The organism is Caldinitratiruptor microaerophilus (assembly GCF_025999835.1).
In the GTDB taxonomy this organism is placed as follows: Bacteria; Bacillota; Sulfobacillia; order Symbiobacteriales; family ZC4RG38; genus Caldinitratiruptor; species Caldinitratiruptor microaerophilus.
The window spans coordinates 1213894-1234920 of the sequence record NZ_AP025628.1 but is presented as its reverse complement, the minus strand read 5'-3'; the positions used below and the strand labels follow the sequence as shown (position 1 = coordinate 1234920).

Annotated in this window: 19 protein-coding genes and 1 pseudogene; 12 read left to right on the top strand and 8 right to left on the bottom strand. The window is 62.7% G+C overall.

Features of this window, described 5'->3' with window-relative positions; all coding sequences use genetic code 11:
• Nucleotides 1–61 precede the first annotated feature (61 nt).
• The 7 genes from caldi_RS05985 to caldi_RS05955 all read right to left on the bottom strand — a co-directional run bounded on the left by caldi_RS05985 (nucleotide 62) and on the right by caldi_RS05955 (nucleotide 7517).
• Complete coding sequence (locus caldi_RS05985) at nucleotides 62–1075, bottom strand: zinc-dependent alcohol dehydrogenase (protein WP_264844195.1); 1014 nt, start codon at nucleotides 1073–1075, stop codon at nucleotides 62–64.
• 60 nt (nucleotides 1076–1135) lie between these two features.
• The gene (locus caldi_RS05980; RefSeq protein ID WP_264844194.1) at nucleotides 1136–2251 is read right to left on the bottom strand and encodes a mandelate racemase/muconate lactonizing enzyme family protein; all 1116 of its coding nucleotides are present in this window, start codon (nucleotides 2249–2251) and stop codon (nucleotides 1136–1138) included.
• A 109-nt stretch (nucleotides 2252–2360) separates the two neighbouring features.
• Nucleotides 2361–3119, bottom strand: coding sequence for an IclR family transcriptional regulator (locus tag caldi_RS05975; protein WP_264844193.1), 759 nt, complete (start codon nucleotides 3117–3119; stop codon nucleotides 2361–2363).
• Nucleotides 3120–3133: 14 nt separating this feature from the next.
• Nucleotides 3134–3967: a carbohydrate ABC transporter permease gene (locus caldi_RS05970; protein WP_264844192.1), complete on the bottom strand. Its 834-nt coding sequence runs from the start codon at nucleotides 3965–3967 to the stop codon at nucleotides 3134–3136.
• On the bottom strand, nucleotides 3964–4971 hold the full coding sequence (locus tag caldi_RS05965; RefSeq protein ID WP_264844191.1) for a carbohydrate ABC transporter permease: 1008 nt from the start codon (nucleotides 4969–4971) through the stop codon (nucleotides 3964–3966). Before caldi_RS05965 ends, caldi_RS05970 begins: the two co-directional genes overlap by 4 nt.
• Nucleotides 4953–6335, bottom strand: coding sequence for an ABC transporter substrate-binding protein (locus tag caldi_RS05960; RefSeq protein ID WP_264844190.1), 1383 nt, complete (start codon nucleotides 6333–6335; stop codon nucleotides 4953–4955). The genes caldi_RS05965 and caldi_RS05960 overlap by 19 nt, the downstream gene beginning before the upstream one ends.
• Before the next feature lie 42 nt (nucleotides 6336–6377).
• Nucleotides 6378–7517 carry a M24 family metallopeptidase gene (locus caldi_RS05955; RefSeq protein ID WP_264844189.1) on the bottom strand — a complete coding sequence of 380 codons (1140 nt, stop codon included), beginning with the start codon at nucleotides 7515–7517 and terminating at the stop codon, nucleotides 6378–6380.
• Between the two features lie 857 nt (nucleotides 7518–8374).
• Here caldi_RS05955 and caldi_RS05950 point away from each other — a divergent pair.
• Both caldi_RS05950 and caldi_RS05945 read left to right on the top strand, forming a co-directional pair.
• Nucleotides 8375–9157 carry an IclR family transcriptional regulator gene (locus tag caldi_RS05950; protein WP_264844188.1) on the top strand — a complete coding sequence of 261 codons (783 nt, stop codon included), beginning with the start codon at nucleotides 8375–8377 and terminating at the stop codon, nucleotides 9155–9157.
• A gap of 19 nt (nucleotides 9158–9176) precedes the next feature.
• The gene (locus caldi_RS05945) at nucleotides 9177–10628 is read left to right on the top strand and encodes a sigma-54 interaction domain-containing protein (RefSeq protein WP_264844187.1); all 1452 of its coding nucleotides are present in this window, start codon (nucleotides 9177–9179) and stop codon (nucleotides 10626–10628) included.
• Between the two features lie 40 nt (nucleotides 10629–10668).
• Here caldi_RS05945 and caldi_RS05940 read toward each other — a convergent pair whose 3' ends face one another.
• The gene (locus caldi_RS05940; RefSeq protein ID WP_264844186.1) at nucleotides 10669–11940 is read right to left on the bottom strand and encodes an ArgE/DapE family deacylase; all 1272 of its coding nucleotides are present in this window, start codon (nucleotides 11938–11940) and stop codon (nucleotides 10669–10671) included.
• A 301-nt stretch (nucleotides 11941–12241) separates the two neighbouring features.
• Here caldi_RS05940 and caldi_RS05935 point away from each other — a divergent pair, with 301 nt between their 5' ends.
• The 10 genes and pseudogenes from caldi_RS05935 (at nucleotide 12242) to caldi_RS05895 (ending at nucleotide 21016) form a co-directional block, all read left to right on the top strand.
• On the top strand, nucleotides 12242–13579 hold the full coding sequence (locus tag caldi_RS05935; RefSeq protein WP_264844185.1) for an ABC transporter substrate-binding protein: 1338 nt from the start codon (nucleotides 12242–12244) through the stop codon (nucleotides 13577–13579).
• 18 nt (nucleotides 13580–13597) lie between these two features.
• Nucleotides 13598–14389: an ABC transporter ATP-binding protein gene (locus caldi_RS05930; protein WP_264844183.1), complete on the top strand. Its 792-nt coding sequence runs from the start codon at nucleotides 13598–13600 to the stop codon at nucleotides 14387–14389.
• Nucleotides 14390–14391: 2 nt separating this feature from the next.
• Nucleotides 14392–15099 (top strand): ABC transporter ATP-binding protein, encoded by a 708-nt coding sequence (locus caldi_RS05925; RefSeq protein WP_264844182.1) that lies wholly within the window; start codon nucleotides 14392–14394, stop codon nucleotides 15097–15099.
• A 32-nt stretch (nucleotides 15100–15131) separates the two neighbouring features.
• Complete coding sequence (locus tag caldi_RS05920; protein ID WP_264844181.1) at nucleotides 15132–16010, top strand: branched-chain amino acid ABC transporter permease; 879 nt, start codon at nucleotides 15132–15134, stop codon at nucleotides 16008–16010.
• Nucleotides 16007–17080, top strand: a complete 1074-nt coding sequence (locus caldi_RS05915; RefSeq protein WP_264844180.1) for a branched-chain amino acid ABC transporter permease — start codon at nucleotides 16007–16009, stop codon at nucleotides 17078–17080. Before caldi_RS05920 ends, caldi_RS05915 begins: the two co-directional genes overlap by 4 nt.
• 158 nt (nucleotides 17081–17238) lie before the next feature.
• On the top strand, nucleotides 17239–18240 hold the full coding sequence (locus tag caldi_RS05910) for a polysaccharide deacetylase family protein (RefSeq protein WP_264844178.1): 1002 nt from the start codon (nucleotides 17239–17241) through the stop codon (nucleotides 18238–18240).
• A 33-nt stretch (nucleotides 18241–18273) separates the two neighbouring features.
• Nucleotides 18274–18540 (top strand): annotated as a pseudogene (locus caldi_RS17735) (P1 family peptidase); the annotation flags it as partial.
• A gap of 115 nt (nucleotides 18541–18655) precedes the next feature.
• Nucleotides 18656–19015, top strand: a complete 360-nt coding sequence (locus caldi_RS05905; protein ID WP_264844177.1) for a P1 family peptidase — start codon at nucleotides 18656–18658, stop codon at nucleotides 19013–19015.
• Between the two features lie 481 nt (nucleotides 19016–19496).
• Entirely contained in the window at nucleotides 19497–20231 is a 735-nt protein-coding gene (locus caldi_RS05900) for an SDR family oxidoreductase (protein WP_264844176.1), read from the top strand.
• Nucleotides 20231–21016, top strand: a complete 786-nt coding sequence (locus caldi_RS05895; RefSeq protein WP_264844175.1) for an SDR family NAD(P)-dependent oxidoreductase — start codon at nucleotides 20231–20233, stop codon at nucleotides 21014–21016. The genes caldi_RS05900 and caldi_RS05895 overlap by 1 nt, the downstream gene beginning before the upstream one ends.
• Nucleotides 21017–21027: the final 11 nt, after the last annotated feature.

Genomic DNA, 21027 nt, shown 5'->3' with positions numbered 1-21027 from the left:
CCCCGTGTGCCTGTCGCCCGCCCATGGATTGACAGCAAGCCGGCGTCCCGCACCCAGTACGTCACGGCCGCAAGATGACCTTGGACACGGATACTGCCCCCGCCACCAGTTCTTCGAACGACACGGGCCCTGCGGCGAGTGTCCTCTCGTCATACCAGCCGCCACCTGTCGGGACTATTCCGAGTTGGATAAGCGACAGCGCCTGCTCGAACGTGTGAACCCTGTACGCGAACGACCCTGTGACGTGGATCTCCCGGCGGACCACATCATTGGCCTGAATGGGTGATTCAGCCTCGTGCAGCCCTACAAGAACGACGCGCCCACCCGGTCTGACCGCGCGGATGGCTTCCCGCCGGGTGACGCTGCGGCCGACAGCGTCGATCACCACATCGGCCCCAAGCGACGCGGTCAGGAGAAGGATCTCCTCGCCGGGATGGGTACGGGCGTTCAACAGATGCGTGGCGCCCCACGCCTGCGCCGTCCGCAGCCGGCTCTCGTTCACGTCCACGACAGCGACCATGCTCGCTCCGGCCCGCGCGGCGAGAGCCACGGCGAAAAGGCCAATGGCTCCTGCGCCAAACACAGCCACCCGGTCCCCCAGGCCGACATGCCCAAGTTCCACGGCCCGCAGGGCACAGGCGAGGGGTTCCACCGCCACTCCCAGCACCGGTGGTAGGGTTTCAGGAACCGGCAAGCAGTTACGTTCGGGGACAGCGACCCGCTCGGCAAACGCCCCCGGCCTCTGCGCCCCAAGAAGTGCGCGGTGCTCGCACAAATTCTCGAGGCCAAGGTGACACATCCGGCAATCCCCACAGGAAAGCAGCGGATTCACCACGACGCGCTGTCCGGGAAGCAGGCTTCCGGCTCCCGGTGCGTCCACCACGCGTCCGATGAACTCGTGCCCCATGATGAGTGGCGGTCTGCGCAAGGCATTCTCCCCGAGGTAGCCAGATATCTCCGACCCGCAGATGCCTACGGCCTCGACCTCCACAAGCACCTCGCCAGGGGCGACGGTTGGTTCGGGCACGACCTCCAGGGCCATCGAGCGGGGGCCGTGCCAAACGAGGGCATGCATGCCGATACCTTCTTTCTTACCCCGCGTTGTCTATCTCGGCGTTCTCTATCTCGGCACCGCTCATTCGACGCGATAACGCCCCAGAACGTCCAAGTCGACCTCGATTCCGAGGCCGGGTTTGTCTGGGACGGAGATGTGGCCATCTTCAAGACTGAAGGACACCCGTGCGAGGCCGTCGCTGAGAGGAGATCCGTCGACCACGTATTCCAGTAGGCCACCGTTGGGAATGGCGGCAGCGAAGTGGAGGGACGCCGCAAGCAGGATACCGGTGCTGAACGCGTGGGGCACCACCATGCGCCCGCGCGTATACGCCAGGTCCGCGATCCGAAGCGCTTCGGTGAGTCCCCCGCACCGGCTCACGTCGGGCTGTACCACGTGAACCCGTCCCCGGTCCATCAACTCGACAAAGGCGAACCGGCCCGTGTCCTCCTCTCCCGCGGCGATCCGCACGTCCACCGCGTCGCACAGGCGGGCGTACCCGTCGAGGTCGTCCGGAAAGAGGGGCTCCTCGATCCAGTACAGCCTGTACGAAGAGAGGCGGCGAATCCGCTCGATCGCGGTCGGTGCATCCCAGGCGTGGCCGACGTCGATCATGATGTCGACATCAGGCCCGACCGCATCCCGGACGGCAGCAACCAGCGCCTCATCACGGCCAGGGTCCTTTCCTAGCGGACCCCAACCGAACTTCATAGCCTTGAAGCCACGAGCCAGATTCTGACGCGCGAACGCGGCAGCGTCATCCGGGTTCTCCGGCATGAGAGCGCTCGCGTAGGCCCGCACCCGACGGTGATAGGCACCGCCCAAGAGCTTCCAGACCGGTTTCCCCGTTGCCTTGCCCACGATGTCCCACAGGGCGATGTCTGCGCCGCTGATCGCCTGAAGGGCAGCTCCGCGCCGCCCGTAGTAAATGCTCCCGCGGTACATCCTGTCCCACAACCGGCGGATGTCGAACGGGTCTTCGCCGATCAGGAGTTCCCGAAGCCCGTAGCTGAGAGTATGAGAACTCGGCGTGTCGTAAATCGCCTTGATCACGTGCGGTGACGAGTCGACCTCTCCCCAGCCGCTGATCCCCTCGTCGGTGTCAATCCGCACCACAAGGGCATCCTGGGTTCCGTTGCAGATGGCTTCCACAGCCGGCAGCCGGAGGTGATAGGCCTCAACCTGTGTGATCTTCATGGCCAGACGACCCCTTTCTGTGGGCGCTTCCAACGCTTGTGGGCGGTGGCCCCCTGCCTCTGCCTCGCAACCTTTGCGGCGGGGCGTGACGGGGAGCCGGGCGGTACGCTTACACCTTCCCCCCGAGGAGGCGGGATATGAGCTGAGAGGCGGCGCGAACCTGCTGCGCGAGTTCCGGAATGCGGTCGTCGGGCATACGCCCAGCTGGCCCCGCCACGCTCAGGGCCGCAACCGCGCGCCCTGCACGGTCGAAGATCGGGGCCCCCACGCAGCGGACACCCAGGTGGTGTTCCTCCCGGTCGAGCGAGTACCCCATCGCACGCACATTCCGGAGTTCGCTCTCCAGTGCCTCACGGGTTGCACGGGTATTCGGGGTAAATTGCTGCCAGCCTCCGCGATCGAGAAAGCGCTGGAGTTCCGGTTCCGGTAACCAGGCGAGAAGTGACTTTCCCACGGCCGTGCAGTATGCCGGGTTCTTCTTGCCCACCCACGAGGCGAGCACGATCGGCATGGGACTCTCGATCTTCTCGATGTAGACGACCTCGAAGTCCTCCGGGTCCAGCACCGCCAGGTGAACCGTCTCCCGGACCGTGTGAACCAGTTGTTCCATGACGGGGCGTGCCACGTCCCGGACGTCCACATCCACGATGACCCGGCGTGCCAAGCCGACAAGGGCCAGGCCAAGCTGGAACTTGCCGTCCGCGCGCCGGTGAAGGTAGCCTCGGGCTCCGAGCGTGGTCAAAAGCGCGTGTGCGGTGCTCCTGGGAAGGTTGAGCTTGCGGCTCACCTCGGAGAGACTGATCGCTTCCTCTCTGGCAACGAGCTCCAGAATGTCGAGTGCCCGCACGAGCGCCGGTACATGAGGCACAGTTTCACGGCCCCCTACTCCTTGATGGCCCCGGCGGTCAGGCCTCGGATGAAGTATCGCTGGCCTGCCAGGTACAGGGCAACGACCGGTATCGTTGCTACGAAGAGCCCCGCCATGATCACCGGTACGTTCAAGTTGTGTTTCGATTGGAACGTGGTGATCCCGACCATCAACGTTTTCGCCTTGTCAGTTTGCAGGAAGACGAGCGCGATCAGCAACTCGTTCCAGGCCCACAACATGTTGACCAGGGCCAGCGTTACGATCGCGGGGCGCGAAAGCGGAAGGACAACGCTCCAGAAGGCGCGCAGGTGACCGGCACCGTCAATCGCCACGGCCTCCAGAAGCTCGCGGGGAATGGAACGGAAGAAGTTATAGAGCATGAACAGGGAGAACGGCATCATGAGCCCTGTGTAGATCAGCACCACTGCCACATGAGTATCCACTAACTGTAAGTCCGCCATCATTCGAAACAACGGGATCACCATAATGATCGGGGGAACCGTCATCAGGCCTGCCACGAGCGCGACTGCCGTCCGACCGTATGGCACCCCCATCCAGGCCACAGCATAGGCCGCCAACGCCGCGAGGAAAGTGACCAGCACGATGCTCGCGCCGGTGATCACTATACTGTTGAAAAACCACCGCAGGAAACCCGCATGGAGGGCCTGAGCGTAATTGCTGAAGTCGAGTGACGCCGGCAGTCGTAACGGACTGGTCTGGTATTCAACTGGGTTCTTGAGACTGTTTACTAACATGAAGTAGAGAGGAAACAGGGCAGATACGCTGGCGAGGATGAGGATACCCTGACGCAGGACCTCCAGGGGCGCCCGTCTCCAGAAATGGCTCATCCCAGCGCCTCCTTTTGCCGCCGCAGGTTCCAGATGATCATGAGGATGGAACCAAGGAACAGCAAGACCGATGCGGCGGACGCAACACCCAGGACGCCGGCGCCATAGCCAAAGGCTTTCCGGTATACGTACAGTTCGGTGACCAACGTGCTGGTCCCCGGGCCACCAGTTCCGTTCGACACGATGTAAACGTAATTGAAAACCCAGCTGAGCATGGTGATGCTCTCCACCGTGACGTAGAAGCCGATCACGTCTCGTAACTGTGGAACGGTCACATAGCGATGAACCTGTAGCCAGGAAGCTCCGTCCACGCGGGCGGCCTCGAACAGTTCCTGAGGCAGGGACAACAGACGGGCCAGGAAGAGCACGATTCCGAACCCGAGTTCCTTCCAGACGATAATCCCCATCAGGGTCGGCAAAGCCCACTTGGGGCTGCCAAGCCAGTCGACTGCTGCCCACCCAAGGCCGATGTAGCGCAGGAAGGAATTCACGACGCCCCCGTACTGGAGGAGGTGGCTGAACACCACGCTCGCCACAGGCACAGCCAGAATATACGGGAGGAACAGCACAGTCCGGTAGAACTGCCATCCCACCACTCGCTCGTACAGCACGATCGCAAGGACTAACGAGAGAACCACGAGGATCGGGACGCACAGGAGCAGGAGCACGTTGTGCAGGATAGCGGCGTGGAACTGCTCGTCTCGTAACACGTACAGGTAGTTCCGCAACCCGACAAACGTGCTGGTGTAGCCGGTAATCTGGTAGAGGCTATCGCGAAACAGGACCAGCACCGGGTACAGGTAAACGAACGCCAGAGCTACAGCACCCGGTGCAACCCATAGCCACCACTCCCAGGCGTACCGGTTCGGGCGCCTACCGGCAGACAAGGAACCTTTCTGGCGCGGCACCAGGCCAGCCGGGGTTTCACCCCGCCCGAGCCTGCCGGCGGGAACTGCCGTGGAGGACGGCAGCTCCCGCCCGCTTGTCACCCGTTCGGCTTCCATGACTTGAACCGCTCGACCTCCGCCGGATTCTCATCGCGCCACTTCTTGACGACGTCCTGAAGTAGCTGAACCACCTCATCCGGTTTCTTGCTGCCAGAGAAAAGGAGCTGCATGCCCGCGAAGTTGCCTTCACTATCAAGCTTTGCAGGGATGAAGTTTTCGATGTACGCCCCGCCATTCTGCGTCATCCAGCGAAAGATCTCCTTCTGCTGCGGGAGCGTGATTGCCTCAACCGGGAACCGATCATCGGCCGGGATCGACCCAGTGATCTCGTAGAACCGCTTCATCCGCTGGGGTTCGTGAGTGAACCGGATGAAATCGGCGGCCTGCTCCTTGTGTTGCGAGAACGAGGTAATGGCGAGGGTCTGTGAGGTGCTGCCGAATGTCCCTGCGAGTTTTCCGCGGCCGAAAACAGGTGCCGTCATGACCCCGACTCTTTCGGCACCCATTTGCGTGACGAACTTGCGAATGTCGGAACCCGCTACCCAGGTCATGGCCGCCTTTCCCTGGGTCCACAGCGCCAGTCCCTGATACAGCTCGAGTGACGTGATGTCGGGGTTCCAGTACCCTTTCTCAATGGTCTCTGCAAGCTTGTAAACCCATTCGGAATACTTGCGGTCCGTCAGATCTCCCGAGACCACCGCCTGGATAATGTCTTCAGCGGAATCGAGATTCTGTGCACCGAACACCGAGAAAAGCCAACCGCCGAACCAGCCATCCTTCAGGCCGCCTGCAAGAGGCGTGATGCCGGCAGCCTTCAGTTTCTCGGCGGCAGCCACGAACTCGTCCCAGGACTTCGGCGGTTTTTCGGGGTCGAGCCCTGCCTTGGCGAACAGCTCCTTGTTATAAACGATCGGGAATGACGGCTGTGTGTACCACGGCGCCGACCACAGCTTGCCGTCGTATAGTTCCTCGTGGTGGTTCAGATAATGCCTCCATTCTTGTTCCGGGATGTAGTCTGAAATAGGCGCCAGGTAGCCCTGCCAGGCCATCCCGAGGGTGTTTATACCACCCCACAGGTACTGGATGTCGGGGCCCTTCTTGGCTTTCGCCGCCGCCTCAAAGGCCGGATACAAACCGTCGGTGGTCTGCAGGACCGCCTCGATGGTCACCTCAGGATGGAGCTTCTGGTACTCCTGAATCGTCTCGTCCACCCACTGCTTGGCGCCTTGTGCCTCCTGGTCCCCCCACCACCACATGACCAGCTTGACGGGCTCCTTGGGCTGGGCAGACGGAGCGCTCGCCGAGGTCCCAGGGCCCTCCCGCGGGGCAGTAGGGGTCTTGCCGCCGCCACACCCGGCCGTGCTGCTCACTAGTCCCAAAAGGAGGGCAGCCGTGACAGTCAGCCTGAACTTCTGGAGCATGTTCCTGCTACACCTGCCTCATGAGGTTATGGAAACCGGTCATCACGGGACTATCAGGGACTTGTCGTGGTGGCTGAGGACCTCAGCGCCCGACTCGGTGACGAGCAACAGGTCTTCAACCCTTACGCCGAAACGGCCATCAACGTAAACCCCCGGTTCGAGAGCGATGACCATGCCCGGGCGGAGAACCGTGCGGTCCCCCGCGACTATACGGGGCCCTTCGTGCCACGTCGTCCCCACACCGTGGCCTGTGTGGTGCGGGTAGTCATAGCCGAACTTGCGCACGTGGCCACGAACGATCGCGTCGAGTTCCGACGCGGTCATGCCCGGTTTCACCGCCTCGATCCCCTTCTGGAGCGCTTCCACTACCACCCGGTGCGCCTGGCGCAGTTCTGCTTCAGGAGCAGGACCCAGGAAAACAGTCACGCAGGTGTCGCCCCAGTACCCGTCCACACAGGGGACCAAGTCGACCAGGACAACCTCTCCCTCCCCGACAGTACGTGAAGACGGTGCACCGCCCACCTCCGCGCTCCGAGGGCCGGATACCAGGTCTGCCAGGACAGGCAACCTTCGCCCGAAGGCCTGTTCCATTTGCCCCCGCACAGCGGCAAACAGTTCGACCTCACTGAGCCCCGGCCGGACGAGTTGGCGGACGGCCCGCTGCCCCGCCACGCTGATGTCGGCAGCCTTTCGGATGGCGGCCACTTCGTCCGAATCCTTCACCATGCGAATTGGGTTCAGGCACTCGCTGACGCTGGTGAACTCGGCGCCACGAAAAACCTGCGCCACCCAGGCGGTAGCGTGATGCGGCACTGCTCCCTCAATCCCCAATGCGCCGCCTCGAAACCTTGCCTTGTCGAGTGCCTGCATTAGAGCCTCCCTGTAGCCGTCCTCCCGGGGCAGGTTCTCGCTCGGGCTATAGGCTCGGTAGGCAATCACCTCATCCACCGTGGCCCGCCCGCGGGCCGCTGGTTCTTCTATGTCAGAGACGATGAGCAGGGCTCCACCGTCGGCGGTCAGGACAACCAGGGGCGGCCCGCCCTCGAACGGGCTTGGGCCAGTTTCGACGGGCGGTACGTAACCAGTGAGGTACACAGTCGACGCCGGGTCCGCAAACACGGCGCAGGCCAAGCGTCGCTCTTTCAGGAGACGTGCCGCGCGGAGTTGGCGGTCTCGAACCACTTTTCATCTCCCCACGATCCTCAAGTGCGACACCCTATCAACCCAGCGGTCCCTGCTGGTCACGACGTGCGAGACCACTCAACGGTGATCGGTCGACCCCCCTTTACTCAGATGCTCAGACTTGATGGGCAAGAGGCACTGCGCAACCGGAAACAAGATTGTTCAGCATGCTGAACGCGTGCTCTTAATTGAACAACACTGCTGGTACTGCATTCGATCCACCTCGTGGAATTCCTCCTCGCTTCATGCAATCGGCAAGCCCACCTTTGAGAGCGACCGCATGGGCAAGCCGCGTTCGTGCTGACGTTCGTGCCGACGTTATCCATCACAATCCCCCAAGCCTCCGGGAACGCCCGGGAACCTGGGGGCGGCGCGAGGGCGCTGAAGCCCGACTTTGACACAGTAACCGGCCTCTTTCGGGCCCCGCCGGGGTCTGAAATGGGCCATTTTTCTGGGGGCGATCCCCAAAATCGAGTCAAACGTGTAGTTAAAACTTTTTGACGATTGTGCATGATCGTACTGGTTTTTCGCCGTATTTTCGCGGTGACTACAACGCCCAAGGTGAGTCCCCATCTTCCTCCCAGTTGTCACCGCAACCCGACGCGGCCGCATCTACCGCTACCTCACCCTCGTCGAGTCCTACCCGCGAAGGCGGTAAGACCCAGCAGTGGGTCGTCTGCAACCTCGGCAACACCGACCTCTACTGCGACGAGGAGATCTGCCAGCTGCGCGGCTGGGTTCGCCCATCAAGGGAAAGGACTTCATGCAGCAGGCTCACAAGGTGAAGGAAATCATTCGCTCTTGGCGAATCCCATTTGACAATAGCGAATGTGGTCTCGGAAGGCGGTGGTATCTGGATGGGGGCTCGTTCGAAGACCGTACGCAAGGTAGGAGCTGTAGATAAGGCTCTTGCCATCCTCTTTGTTCTAGCCCAAAACAGCCAGGACTGGGGAGTGTCCGAACTAGCTCGTGCTCTGCATGAATCTCCCAGCGTTGTGCACTCTCTGTTGCGCACGTTGTACGAGCGAGGCGTGGTGGACCAGAATCCGGCCACCCGCAAGTATTACCTGGGGTTGGGGGCCGTGGAGATCGGGCAGGCCGCGCTCAAACGGCTTGCCGTGTTGGAACAGGGGCGGGAGCCCCTCCGGGCGCTCGCCCACACGGTGGGCGAGTGTGCCTACCTGATGGTACGTGCCCAGCGCTCCGTTGTCCTCATCGACCGGGCCGACCCACCGGTGGGGGCCCACGTGGCTATGCAGGTGGGAATGACCTCGCCGCTGCACGCGGGGGCCACCTCCAAGGCTCTGATGGCCTTTCTGCCGCCGGAAGAGATTGCGGCCTACCTTCAGGAGGGGCCGCTGGAGGCCGCGGGTCCCCGAACTGTGACGGATCCGGACACGTTGTTGCGGGATCTGGCGCAGATCCGGGCAGACGGCTTTGCCTACACGGAGGAAGAGGTGCACGACGGGCTGGCCGCGGTGGCCGCACCCATCTTCAACCACACGGGCCGCGTGGTGGCCGGTGTGGGCGTGGCCGGTCTAATCGAACGAGTGCGAGGGCGCAAGTACGAGATTGCGCAGGCGGTGCGGGCCACGGCCCGTTCCATCTCGCAGTACTTGGGTGCTCCCAGGAGCGGTTAGTCTGCGGGAGGGTCAATCCGTGACTCGACCGGAACGAGCCACTGCACTCGACTCGGTACCTATCCAGCGGGACGCCAACCTACTCTTGACGCATCCCCGGAAGATGGCCGAACTAGGAGTGCACTGGTATGCCCTGGTCAGCCCCCTTGGTAAGGTCTTCTACTCCGAGGGGGAAGCCCTGCACCTTTTCGGCTGCTCGAACGAGGAATTGGTGGGTCGGTTGATCTACGACCTTCTGACCGGTGTCCTGGCGGAGGCGCCGCTGGTGGTGCCGCGCTACCCGACCGCAAGCCTGTGCCGGACGTTGCGGGGCCGATTGCTACTCATGCGTTGGTTTCCCTCTGGGGGACGGTCCCGGCATGTATTGGGCCTGGGTACGGAACTAGTCGAAGACCCCGAACTTCTTTCCGCCATTGCGGCCGACGCACACCTGCTCAGCAGGGCCCTTTCGGATGTCCCGCAACAGCGCAGTTCCGGGCCCCAAGACGAGATGATTGCGGTCAGCCCGCTGATGCGGCAGGTCCGGGAGTGGGTGCGCAAAGTTGGGGCGGTCAGTTCCCCAGTGCTCATCCTAGGGGAGACCGGTGTGGGCAAGGAAGTGGTAGCGCGGGCCATCCACCGCCACAGCCCACGTTGTCGGGCACCCTTCGTGCGAGTCAACTGCGGGGCCATCCCGGAGTCGTTGTTTGAGTCTGCCCTGTTTGGGTACGAACGCGGGGCCTTTACCGGTGCGGAACGAGGCGGCAAGGCCGGCTACCTACAAGCGGCCGAGGGCGGGACGCTGTTCTTAGACGAGATTGGTGAACTGCCGCTCAGCCTGCAGGTCAAGTTGCTTCATGTGCTGCAGGATCGGACCTTCACGCGGGTTGGCGGCACTGAACCCATCCGAGCAGATGTGCGCATCATCACCGCCACCAATCGGGACCTTGCAGCCATGGTCCGGGAGGGCCGGTTCCGCGAAGACCTGTACTACCGCCTGAACGTACTGCCTATCGAGGTGCCACCGCTGCGGGAACGGCCGGAAGATATCGCTCCGCTGGTGGAACTGTTTCTGGAGCGGTTTGCCAGGCTGCACGGGCGCCGTAAGCGGTTTTCAGAGGCGGCGATGGCCGCGCTGAAAACCTATCCCTGGCCCGGCAACGTCCGGCAACTGGAGCACCTTGTCGAACGGCTGGTGGTGTTGGTCGAACAGCCGGTCATCCACCTCTCGGACCTGCCGCAGGAGTTTCAGAACGGATTGGCCGGCCGGTCCGGGCTGCTGACTCAACAATCGGAAGGGCAGCCCGTTGTCGTACAGGGGTTGGTGCCCCTCCGGGATGCTGTCCGGTTGGTGGAAGAACAGCTGCTGCTGCTGGCCAGTCGCCTGTACGCCACCACCCAGGAGATGGGGCAGGCACTGGGGGTTAGCCACTCCACAGTGGTGCGGAAGCTGAAAAAGTACACTGGCGCCAACCGAAAGCGCCGATTCTGAAACGGTCGGTGGCCGGGGTTACCTGGTCGGCGGCTGATCTTTATTCCAGGCCGCACCACTCGGCGATATGGTACGCCAAGACCCTGGCTGTATCCACCACGCTATCTAGGTCTACCCACTCGTCGATTCCGTGCATGTTGCCGCAGATAGGGCCAAAGGCCACTCCCGCCCGTCCAAAATAGTCGGTAAACCGCGCATCGTTGGCCGCTGCCCGGCCCTGGATCCGTACCTCCCGGCCCAGGACAGCCTCGGCCGCCGACTTGAACGCCCTGACATAAGCGTGGTCTGGATCTTGGTACCAGGGCTCCGCCTTCCAGCCGAACCACTCTACCTGCGGGGGATGCTCTGCTAGCCACGGATCACCGGCGGCCACTTCGCGCACTGTCCGCTCAACCAGCGCCTGGATCTCCCCGCTGGTCTCACCGGGGACGAACCCGATCCTGCACTCCAGGACGGCCCAGCCGGCCACCGTGGACGGCCAGTCGCCGGCCCGCAGGGTACCCAGGTTCAAATGGCACGACCTGCCACTTCCCTCTTCATACAGCGCAAACCGAACCATCTGTCCCCGGTTCTGGTCCAGTTCCCAGAGGGCTTGGACGATCGGCTGCATCTTGACAATAGCGTTCACCCCGGTATGGGCTAGCCCAGCATGCGCAGTCCTGCCCTGTACCTTGACCCGGAAGTAGAGCACGCCAGCGTGTGAGATGGTCAGGTTCAGACTGTGGGGTTCGGTTGTCACAAACCCGTCGGTCAGAAACCCGCTTACCATGCAAGCTAACGTACCGCCGCCGCCCCCGGCTTCCTCTTCAACGGTGCTCATCAGCATGACAGTGCCGCGCGGCTTTAGCCCCAAATCCAGCAGGGTCTTGAGCGCAAAGGCGTTGGCCATGTGTCCGGCTTTCATGTCGCCGGCGCCGCGGCCGTACATGCGATTGCCGACAATTTCGGCTCCCCAGGGGTCATGGTTCCACTGATCCACGGGCTCCGGGGAGACTACGTCCACATGGCCGTGCAAGGTCAGGGACGGCGCGTCGGTGCGCCCGCGGAGGATGCCGATGATGTTCTGGCGGTTGGAAAACGGAATACCGGAATCGACGAAGGCTGGGTGATCCGCCACCTGCTCCCTTACAGGTTGATGGCGGATGACTTCCAGTCCCATGCTGGCGTAAAGCCTGGCCACGTATTCCTGCATGGCCGACTCCCGGCCAGTGACGCTGGGGATGCGTACCGCCGCCGCCACCCACTCGATGAGTTGGTCGCGGTGTTTCTGAATGTGCCGGTCAATCCGGCTGCGCAGGTCGGCAGTGACCATGTGATTACCTCCCACGGCAAGCTACGTCCACCCTGCACGCAATTTGCATGCCAGTAGCGGGATGATAGCCCATCGCTAAGGAGGAGTGGGACGACGGGTTACACCTTCGACTTGCTCACATTCGCACATGTATGTGTGAATCTGGCGACCCGCAGGGACGTTCACCGGGTTAGACACTGTATGTATCCGCATCAGGGGACTTGGCACCACCTTTGCTAATACTCGTTGGGTGAGAACGGCAGGCCACGGCTGTAAATCTTCGGTTCGACGTCCGTCAATCCAACCAAAGGAGGCCGTGAGGATGTCAGATTCCAAGAGGCTTTCGCGGCGCGAACTGCTCCGCTCGGCCGCTGTGGCCGGCGTTGGCGGTCTCGTGCTTGGCGGACTCCTGGCTCGCCAGGCTAGTCGAATGGTTGCCACGCCCGCCCAGCAGGCCAACCTCGCCGGCGCCCAGATGAAGACCAAGGTCGACAAGATCCGGATTGGTGCTTCGCTCCCGCTGACTGGGTGGGGAGCCGGCGACGGTACTGAGATGCAGCGGGGCCTGCAGATGGCTATCGATGAGGTCAACGCCCAGGGTGGAGTTGGCGGCATCCCGGTCGAACTGGTGGTCCTGGACGTGGAAGAGATGCCGGCTGAGAAGATGCTGAGCAACTTCCAGCGGCTGATCGAGGTGGAGAAGGTCCACGCCATCATCGTGGGCTACCACGTCTCCTCTGGCCCCGAGTTCGACCTGGTAGCCCAGGCAAAGATCCCGTACATGCACGTGAACACCACCGAGGCATCGGCCAAGCCGGTGCGGGAAAACCGGGACAAGTACTGGATGATCTTCCAGGGCGACCCAACAGAGGTGTGGTACGGTATTGGGTTTGCCGCCTACATGGATCAACTGATCGAGTCCGGCCAGTGGAAGCCGTACAATAAAAAACTCACCCTCATCACCTCCGACAACCCGTACAGTATCAGTATTGCCGACACATTCAAGGCTGAGGCCGAGAAGCGGGGCTGGACCGTCAACATCTACGAGAGGGTGGTCGTCCCGGTAGCAGACTGGGGCCCCACCCTGGCCAAAATCCGGAAGGATCCCCCAGGCCTGATCTTCATCACTGATTATGCGCCCAGTGACCTGGCATTGTTCACCAAGGAGTTTGTCAAGGATCCGACCCCGTCGCTTCTCTACCAGCAGTACGGCCCCTCCATCCCCGAGTACCTGGAGATGGCCGGGGACGCCGCCAACGGTGTCATCTGGTCTACGGTCATCGGTATCCTGCCAGACTCCTACGCCGAGCCGTGGAAGCAGCGGTACCGGCAGAAGTTCGGGGCAGAGCCGGGCGGCGCCAACGCCGGCTCCCTCTATGACATGACCAACGTCTACCTGCGGGCCGTGGCCATGGCAGGCGACCCCACCGATACCCGCAAGGTCTGCTCGATTATGGAAAATATTATCCACCGGGGCGTCTGCGGTACCATGGCCTTTGACAAAAGCGACCTGTCTGGTCGGCCGTATCCCGAGTACACTAAGGATCCCTCCCTGGGCATGCCCCACCTCACGTACCAGATCCAGAACAAGAAACATGTCCTGGTCAGCCCGGAACCGTACACGACCGGCCAATTCAAACTGCCACCCTGGCTCGCCTAGGTCTGAGGGGGAGACCTGATGGGCGTGATTCTCGAGGTCCAGGGTCTGACCAAGCGGTACGGCGGGCTGGAGGCAAACAAGGACCTGACCTTCTCCGTTGCGGAGCGGCAGGTCTACGGGATTGCTGGTCCCAACGGTGCAGGCAAAACCACGTTGTTTGACATGATTTCCGGACATACACCCCCAACCAGCGGTACCATCCGGTTCCGGGGGGAGGAGATCCAGCAGCTTCAACCGGAAGAGGTCTGCCACCGCGGCATCGCCCGTACCTTTCAGACCCCGGTGGTCTTCGGGACCCAGAGCGTGTTGGCCAACGCCCTGGTCGGCAGCGCCTTTGGCCGACAGGGTGGGAGCGTCAAGGGTGGGAGCGTTGCTCCCACCCTGCGGTTCCGGCCGGAAGAAATCGACGAGGCGTTGGCGGCCTTGGAGTTCGTGGGGCTGCTCGACAAGCAGGCTCAGCTAGCGGAGACACTTTCGGTCTTTGACAAGAAGCGGCTGATGATCGCCTCTGCCCTGGCCACCCGGCCGAAGTTGCTGATGCTGGACGAGCCGGTAGGCGGCCTGAACCGGGCAGAGCGCGAGCAACTGGTGGAACTGGTGCGCAAAGTCAACGCCGCCGGCGTCACTGTGCTGATCATCGAGCACGTGATGAAGGCACTTCTCGCCCTGGCAGACCGGCTACTAATCATCCACCACGGCGAAAAGCTGGCAGAGGGCAACCCGTCCGATGTCATCCGCGATGAGCGGGTAGTGGCAGTCTACCTCGGCGAGCAGGCCAGAGACCTAGTCGCAGCCCTGAAAGGGGGGTAGGGATGATACTGCTCGAAGTGTCTGGGATCCGCTGCGGGTACGGCGGTTCGGTGGTGCTGCACGACCTTTCCATGCACGTGAACCAAGGTGAGGCGGTGGTCATCCTCGGTCCCAACGGCCACGGCAAGACCACCCTTCTGCGGGCGATCAGCGGCCTGGTACCGCTGACCGCCGGAGAGATCAAGTTTGAGGGCAGGACCATCTCCGGCCTCGAGGCAGAGGAAATTACCGCCGCCGGGGTCGTACACATCCCCCAGGGCGACCTCCCGTTTCCCGAGATGACGGTGGAGGAGAACCTCCTGATGGGCGCCTACCTGCCTCGGGCCTGGGCGAGGCGGGGCGAAAAGCTGGACCGTGTTTACAGTCTCTTTCCCCGGCTGGGGGAGCGGCGGAACCAACTGGCGCGCACCCTCTCCGGCGGCGAACGCCGGATGCTTGCCCTCGGTCGAGGCCTGATGAGCGACGCCAAGTTGCTCATGATCGACGAGCCCTCCCTTGGCCTGGCGCCCATCGTCATCGAAGAGGTATACACGAAGATCAAGGAGATCGCGGCGAGTGGCCTGTCAATCCTGCTGGTAGACGAGAACGCGACGCATGCCGTGCACGTGGCACAGCGGGTGTACCTGCTGGAGAGCGGGTCCCTTGTCAAGGAGGGGCAGGCGGGCGAGTTGCTGATGGATGAAGCACTGTTCTCTGCCTATCTCGGGTGACGACCGCCAGTGGCCGTGAAGGAGTTGGAACCATGCCAGGGCTTACCCAAGCTATATACAGCGGTCTTCTCCTGGGCTCCATATACGCCCTGGTGGCAACGGGCCTGACCCTGATCTGGGGTGCGCTGCGGATGCTGAACTTAGCCCACGGCAGCATCTTCATGGCCGGTGCTTACGTAGCGTGGTTGGTGGTAACCACCGCCGGCATTCACCCCCTGATCGGAGTCCCGGTGGCTGCGGCCGCCATGGGGTTGGTAGGGTACATCCTCCAGTATATGGTGGTGCTCCCTCTCCTTGAGCGGCCGGGCTGGGAGAACAACACCCTGATTGCCACCGTCGGCGTCGGCATCGTACTCGAAAATGCCGTACTACTCGCTTTCGGCGGCCGCAACAAGACCCTGCCCGAGATCGTCCCCGGCGGGTTCAAAGTAGGCCCGCTAAACGTTTCTTTCCGAGATCTGGTCATCGCCGCCGTGGCGGTGGGCGTGCTACTAATGATGCATCTGTTCCTGTACAGGACCCGTCATGGCCTAGCTATCCGAGCCATCGCCCAGAACATGACCGCCGCCCGGCTGATGGGCGTACCGGTCAAACGATCCTTCACCATCGTCATGGTGATAAGCACCGCCCTGGCCGCCGTAGCAGGGGTGCTGCTTTCCGGCATTTACTTTCTCTCGCCCACCATGGGCGGGCCGCCCCTGCTCAAGAGCCTGCTCGTCACCATTTTCGGCGGGCTGGGGAGCGTAAAGGGTACCATGTGGGCGGCTTACCTGATTGGCCTGCTGGAGGCCTTGGTCAGCCTGTACCTCGGCGTGAAATGGTCCCTGCAGGTTCTGTTTCTCGTGATGATCGTTGTGCTGATCGTCAGACCCAATGGTCTGTTCGGCTTGGGGGAGGCACGGCGGCTGTGAGACACCATGTGACCGCGTTGGAGTCCGGTGGATTGAACCGCCGGCTAACCCTGGCACCTGGCGCTGCCCCGTGGCAGGAGTGGAGCTGGAGCACTTGGGGCCTGATCTTTCTGGTCCTGCTGGTCCTGCCAGTATTCGTGAACAGCTCGTATGTCTTGCACACCGCCGTGAGCTTCTTTATCTGGGCCGTGGTGAACGAGATGTGGAACCTGGTCATGGGTTACGGGGGAATACCGTCCTTCGGCCAGTTGGCGTTATTCGGGGTCGGTGGTTACGCCTCCGGCATGCTGGCCGTGTACGCACACGTCAACCCCTGGATCACCATGCCCGTGGGCGCACTGGTGGCTGGGGTGGTGGGCTTGCTCTTGGGCCTGCCTGTACTGCGGCTGCGCGGCGTATACGTCGTGCTGCTGACCCTGGCGTTTCACCAGATCATCTACCTGACGATTGTCACCGATGACACGAAGATTACCGGCGGCGGGTTTGGCTTGCGCGTGCCGTCGTTAGGGCTGGACCGACTGGGGCCCGAGCATGAGCTTATGGCCTACTACTGGGTGGCCCTGGTCTTGTTCGCTGTCTCTACCTATTCAATCTTCAGAGTGGTAAACTCGCGGGTCGGGTTAGCCTTCAAGGCGCTGCGCGACTCGGAGGCCTACGCCGTCTCCCGAGGCATCAGCCCATTCCGCTACAAGCTGTTGCTCTTCTTCATCTCTGCCGTGTTTACCGGTCTAGCTGGCGCCTTTTACGGCCACTACCTGAAGGTCATGGCGCCAGGCATGCTCAGCTTCGCCCAGATGACCAATCTGCTGGCCATGCTGGTCATCGGCGGCTGGGGGAGCTTTGGTGGCCCCATCGTTGGTACGCTTCTGCTCACGGTACTGAACGAACTGCTCAAAGACGTGGACCGGTTCCGGTTGCTACTGCTAGGTGCTGCCATGGTCCTGTTCGTTGTCACCATGCCCCGTGGGGTGGTGCCCACGATGACGGACGTGTTCAAGCTGTGGTTCGGTCCTAAGGAGGAAACCAAGGAGGAAGTCAGCGGGTCAGACTCCGAGGAGGCAGGCGCGTGAGCCAGGCCCTAGTGTCTTACCTAGAGCCTGCTTACATCTGGGAGGTCCCTGCCACCCGGTTTAGACGGGACCATCCAGGGTACCTAGTAGGAAAAGGTGACCCGCAGGCCGGCCCGAGGACGCCCAAGACCCAGTGCAGCCCCGAAGTGCTTGCCGCTGTGCAGGCGTCCGAGGCTCAGTTTAACCATGGTGACGAGATCTTCGCGCCGTCCACTTTCGCTACCACCTTGGCCTATGTGGACTCCACTGCTTACATCGTCGCCGGCATTCCCAGCACCGACATCCACGTGGGAGGTATTCCGTCCATGACCGCAAAACCACTCTGGCCTGGCGAGGCAGCTGTGGCCGCCATGTTGACCTTCGACGTCGACGGCGAATCGCTGTGGATCTCCCGAGAGGCCGAAAACGCTCAGCGGGTTGGCGTTCTGTCCCAGGGCCGGTACGGGCCCAAGGTGGCCCTGGGTCTGATCCTGGATTTATTAGATGAGCTGGACGTGAAGGCCACCTTCTTTGTGCCCGGCTGGGTGGCAGAGAGGTATCCCCTGGAGATACGCGAGATCGCCGCCCGCGGCCACGAACTGGGCCATCACGGCTACCTGCACGAGTGGCCGGACCCTAACGACCCGGCCAAGGAAGAGGCGGTCCTCCAGCGAGGGCTGGAGATCCTGGCTAACCTCACCGGCTACCGGCCCGTGGGCTACCGCTCCCCTGCCTGGGAGTTCACGCCCAGCACCTTGCGGTTCCTCCGGAAGTTTGGGTTCCTGTACTCGTCCAACCTGATGGATGATATCCGTCCTTACTGGCATGCTGGTGAGGGGGCTCCGCTCCTGGAGCTGCCTGTGCAGTGGGTACTGGATGACGCCCCATTCTTCATGTTCTCCACCCGTACACCCCGCCCGATTCGACCTGCCGCAGAGGTGGAGCAGATTTGGAAAGAGGAGTTAGACGGGCTGATGGAGTACGGCGGGCTGTTCAACCTGACCATGCACCCGCAGTTCATCGGCCGACCCGGCCGACTGCAGATGCTGCGCCGGGTAGTCGCAGCCCTGCGCCAGCGCGGGGCCTGGTTGGCCACCGGGCGGCAGATCGCCGAATTCTGGGCAGCCCAGTATCCCCCGCGTGAGACAGGAGGAATGGACCGTGCCGAGCGGTCGGTATAACGCCATCACCGATCTTCCCAGGTCCGGGTAGGACAGGTGACGGACCGGGAGAACCTGACCGGGGTCAGGGTCATCATTCCGGAGGGGGGAGCCAGCGCCGGCATCGCTGCGCTTGGTGACGGCCCAAGCAGCGTCGAGACCGAGGGGCTGGCGCCCGAAAACCATGGGCCGCTGGTGCACGCCGTGGTGCTCACCGGCGGCAGCCGCTTCGGCCTGGCCTCCACCACGGGCGTCCGCCAATACAATACCTGGAGGAGCAGGGCGGCGGCACCGACTACGGGGCTGGCGTTGTGCCCATAGTGCCTAGTGCCGCCATCTACGACCTGGGCGTATGCAGTAATAAGGTGCGGCCGACCCCCGAGTGGGGATATCGGGCCGCAGCGGCCGCCCACGATGGGCGGTGGAGTAAGGTAACGTGGGAGCCGGCACCGGCGGCACCTGCGGCAAGTTCCCGGGCGGTATCAAGATGAAGGGCGTCACTGGCACCGCTAGCGTTGACTTGGGCTACGGCGCTATCGTCGGCGTTCTGGTGGTCATCAACGCCCTAGGCGATGCCGTCAACCCGGCCACCGATGACCTCTCTGCCACCCACAGCGGCTATCATCTCGTACGGCATGTCCCGCAGGTCGGGCCACGCACTTGGCCGCCTGAGGCAGCCGGGGTGAGCAAGATGGTGGAGCCCGGCGCTAACACCACCGTTGCCTGTGTGGCCACCAACCTCCACTTGCACAAAACCCGCCTCCGCAAGCTAGCCAGCCTGGCTACGCCGGCCTGACGCGGGCGTTCCGGCCCATTTACACTTTGTGCGACGGCAACACCATCTTTGCCCTCTCGGTGGGCGGCGGTAGCCGGCTCAGCGCAGGCGGCGTCTCCGCCGAGGAGGATACGGACATCGCCGGGTCCGCTGCCGCTGACGCCCTAGTGATTGCCATCATCAACGCCCTGGAGTCGGTCGATTCCATTCCCGGTTTCCCATCGCTGTAAGACTGGCGCACATCCTGGTATAGGTCCTAGGAGGTACGTTCTGTGCTCTTTGCTCCGTTTAGTTCCGGTCGGCGCAGCTTAAGAACCGATTCGTTATCTCCCCCATCTATACGTACAACGCCAGGGAGGACGGCTCCCTCACGGACATTCACCTCACCCGCTAGAGTGGCCGCGCCGCAGTGGCCCCCTTCACGCCGGCTTCGCCGTCGGGGTCGAGGTGGAGTGGTCGCTTCAGTACCTTTTAGCCAAGCAATACTTGGGTGGCCACAGACATGAATCTGAAAGGCAAGGTAGTCCTAGTGACCGGTGCAGGCCGGGGCATTGGTCGGGCGACGGCCGTTGCCATGGCTCGGGAAGGTGCCACCGTAGTAGCCGCCGATTTGGACCTGGAAACGGCTTGGGCCACGGCCTCCGAATGCACCGCCCAAGGGCCGGCTGCTTTGGGCATCTACATCGATGTGGGCAATCCGGTCGCCGTAGCCGCGGCCGTGGATGAGACCGTTCGAGCTTACGGTCGCATCGACGTGCTGGTCAACAACGCCGGCATCGGCGGCACGGGCACCCGCCTGGCCGATATGTCACTGGAAGAATGGCAGCGCATGATCCACATCGACCTGACCGGCGTGTTTCTCGTGTGTCGGGCGGTGGTACCCCTGATGATCCGGCAGGGGCGGGGCAACATCATCAACCTTGCCTCCACCGTTGGCTTGAGTGGATTAGCAGGCAGTACCCACTATGGGGCGGCCAAGGCTGGGGTGATCGGGCTGACCAAGTGCCTGGCCAAGGAACTGGCTGGGCACCGGATCAATGTCAACGCCGTCGCCCCCGGGCTAATCGATACTGAGATGTCCCGTCGGCGAGGCACCGTGCAGCAGCCGGGGTGGGTGCTCTGGCCCCGGGTCGGACAGCCAGAAGATGTGGCAGCCGTCATCTGCTTCCTGGCGTCCGACGCGGCCGAGTTCATCACCGGCCAAGTGATTAGTCCGAATGGCGGGGGCTGGATGTAATGGTGAAATCACTGCGTGATCAGCGCGTCCTAGTTACCGGCGCGGGTCGGGGCATCGGGGCGGCCACTGCTCGTGCTTTCCTGGCCGAAGGGGCCCGGGTGATGATTCACGACAGGGACCTCGCCCAGGTGCAGAGAGCGGCAGCCGAACTGGGATTCGGCCCGGATCGGCTTTTGACCTACGCCACCGACGTGCGCAGCGCCGAAGGGGTGCGCGGAATGGTGGACGCCATAGTGGCGGCCTGGGGAGGTATCGACATCTGCATCAGTAACGCCGGCGTCTATCCCGAGGCACTAGTGTTGGACATGACCGAAGCGGAGTGGGACTTGGTCTTCGACACCAATGCTAAGGGCACCTTCCTGGTCTGCCAGGCGGTGGCCCGCCAGATGGTGAAGCAGGGCACCGGTGGCGACATCATTACTATCTCCTCAGGCAGTTACAGGATCGCACGAGTGGGCTCAGCGCATTACTGCGCCTCGAAGGCGGCGGTAGTCATGTTTAGCCAGACACTCGCCATGGAGCTGGGCCAGTACGGGATCCGGGTCAACAGTATCGCCCCAGGCATCATTGACAGCTCCAACCTGACCGAGGAGTACAAGGTCAGCTTTGCTCTCCAGGTCCCTGTGGGACGGGTGGGTACCCCCGCCGATGTGGCCGCGGCCTGCCTGATGGTTGCCTCCAATCCGTCCAACTACTTAACCGGCACCGTCATCACCGTGGACGGGGGCGCCAGCGCCGGCCGATTCGGCCTGCCGCCCAGCCGCCCCAGCACCCGTTCCGCCTGAGGAGGAAGCTC

Coding starts and splice junctions, on each gene's coding strand:
- caldi_RS05940 (WP_264844186.1), bottom strand. CDS start 11,940: ATGGTCACTGCCGACCTGCGCAGCCGGATTGACCGGCACATTCAGAAA.
- caldi_RS05920 (WP_264844181.1), top strand. CDS start 15,132: ATGCCAGGGCTTACCCAAGCTATATACAGCGGTCTTCTCCTGGGCTCC.
- caldi_RS05950 (WP_264844188.1), top strand. CDS start 8,375: ATGGGGGCTCGTTCGAAGACCGTACGCAAGGTAGGAGCTGTAGATAAG.
- caldi_RS05895 (WP_264844175.1), top strand. CDS start 20,231: ATGGTGAAATCACTGCGTGATCAGCGCGTCCTAGTTACCGGCGCGGGT.
- caldi_RS05925 (WP_264844182.1), top strand. CDS start 14,392: ATGATACTGCTCGAAGTGTCTGGGATCCGCTGCGGGTACGGCGGTTCG.
- caldi_RS05960 (WP_264844190.1), bottom strand. CDS start 6,335: ATGCTCCAGAAGTTCAGGCTGACTGTCACGGCTGCCCTCCTTTTGGGA.
- caldi_RS05980 (WP_264844194.1), bottom strand. CDS start 2,251: ATGAAGATCACACAGGTTGAGGCCTATCACCTCCGGCTGCCGGCTGTG.
- caldi_RS05900 (WP_264844176.1), top strand. CDS start 19,497: ATGAATCTGAAAGGCAAGGTAGTCCTAGTGACCGGTGCAGGCCGGGGC.
- caldi_RS05930 (WP_264844183.1), top strand. CDS start 13,598: ATGGGCGTGATTCTCGAGGTCCAGGGTCTGACCAAGCGGTACGGCGGG.
- caldi_RS05965 (WP_264844191.1), bottom strand. CDS start 4,971: ATGGAAGCCGAACGGGTGACAAGCGGGCGGGAGCTGCCGTCCTCCACG.
- caldi_RS05985 (WP_264844195.1), bottom strand. CDS start 1,075: ATGCATGCCCTCGTTTGGCACGGCCCCCGCTCGATGGCCCTGGAGGTC.
- caldi_RS05935 (WP_264844185.1), top strand. CDS start 12,242: ATGTCAGATTCCAAGAGGCTTTCGCGGCGCGAACTGCTCCGCTCGGCC.
- caldi_RS05970 (WP_264844192.1), bottom strand. CDS start 3,967: ATGAGCCATTTCTGGAGACGGGCGCCCCTGGAGGTCCTGCGTCAGGGT.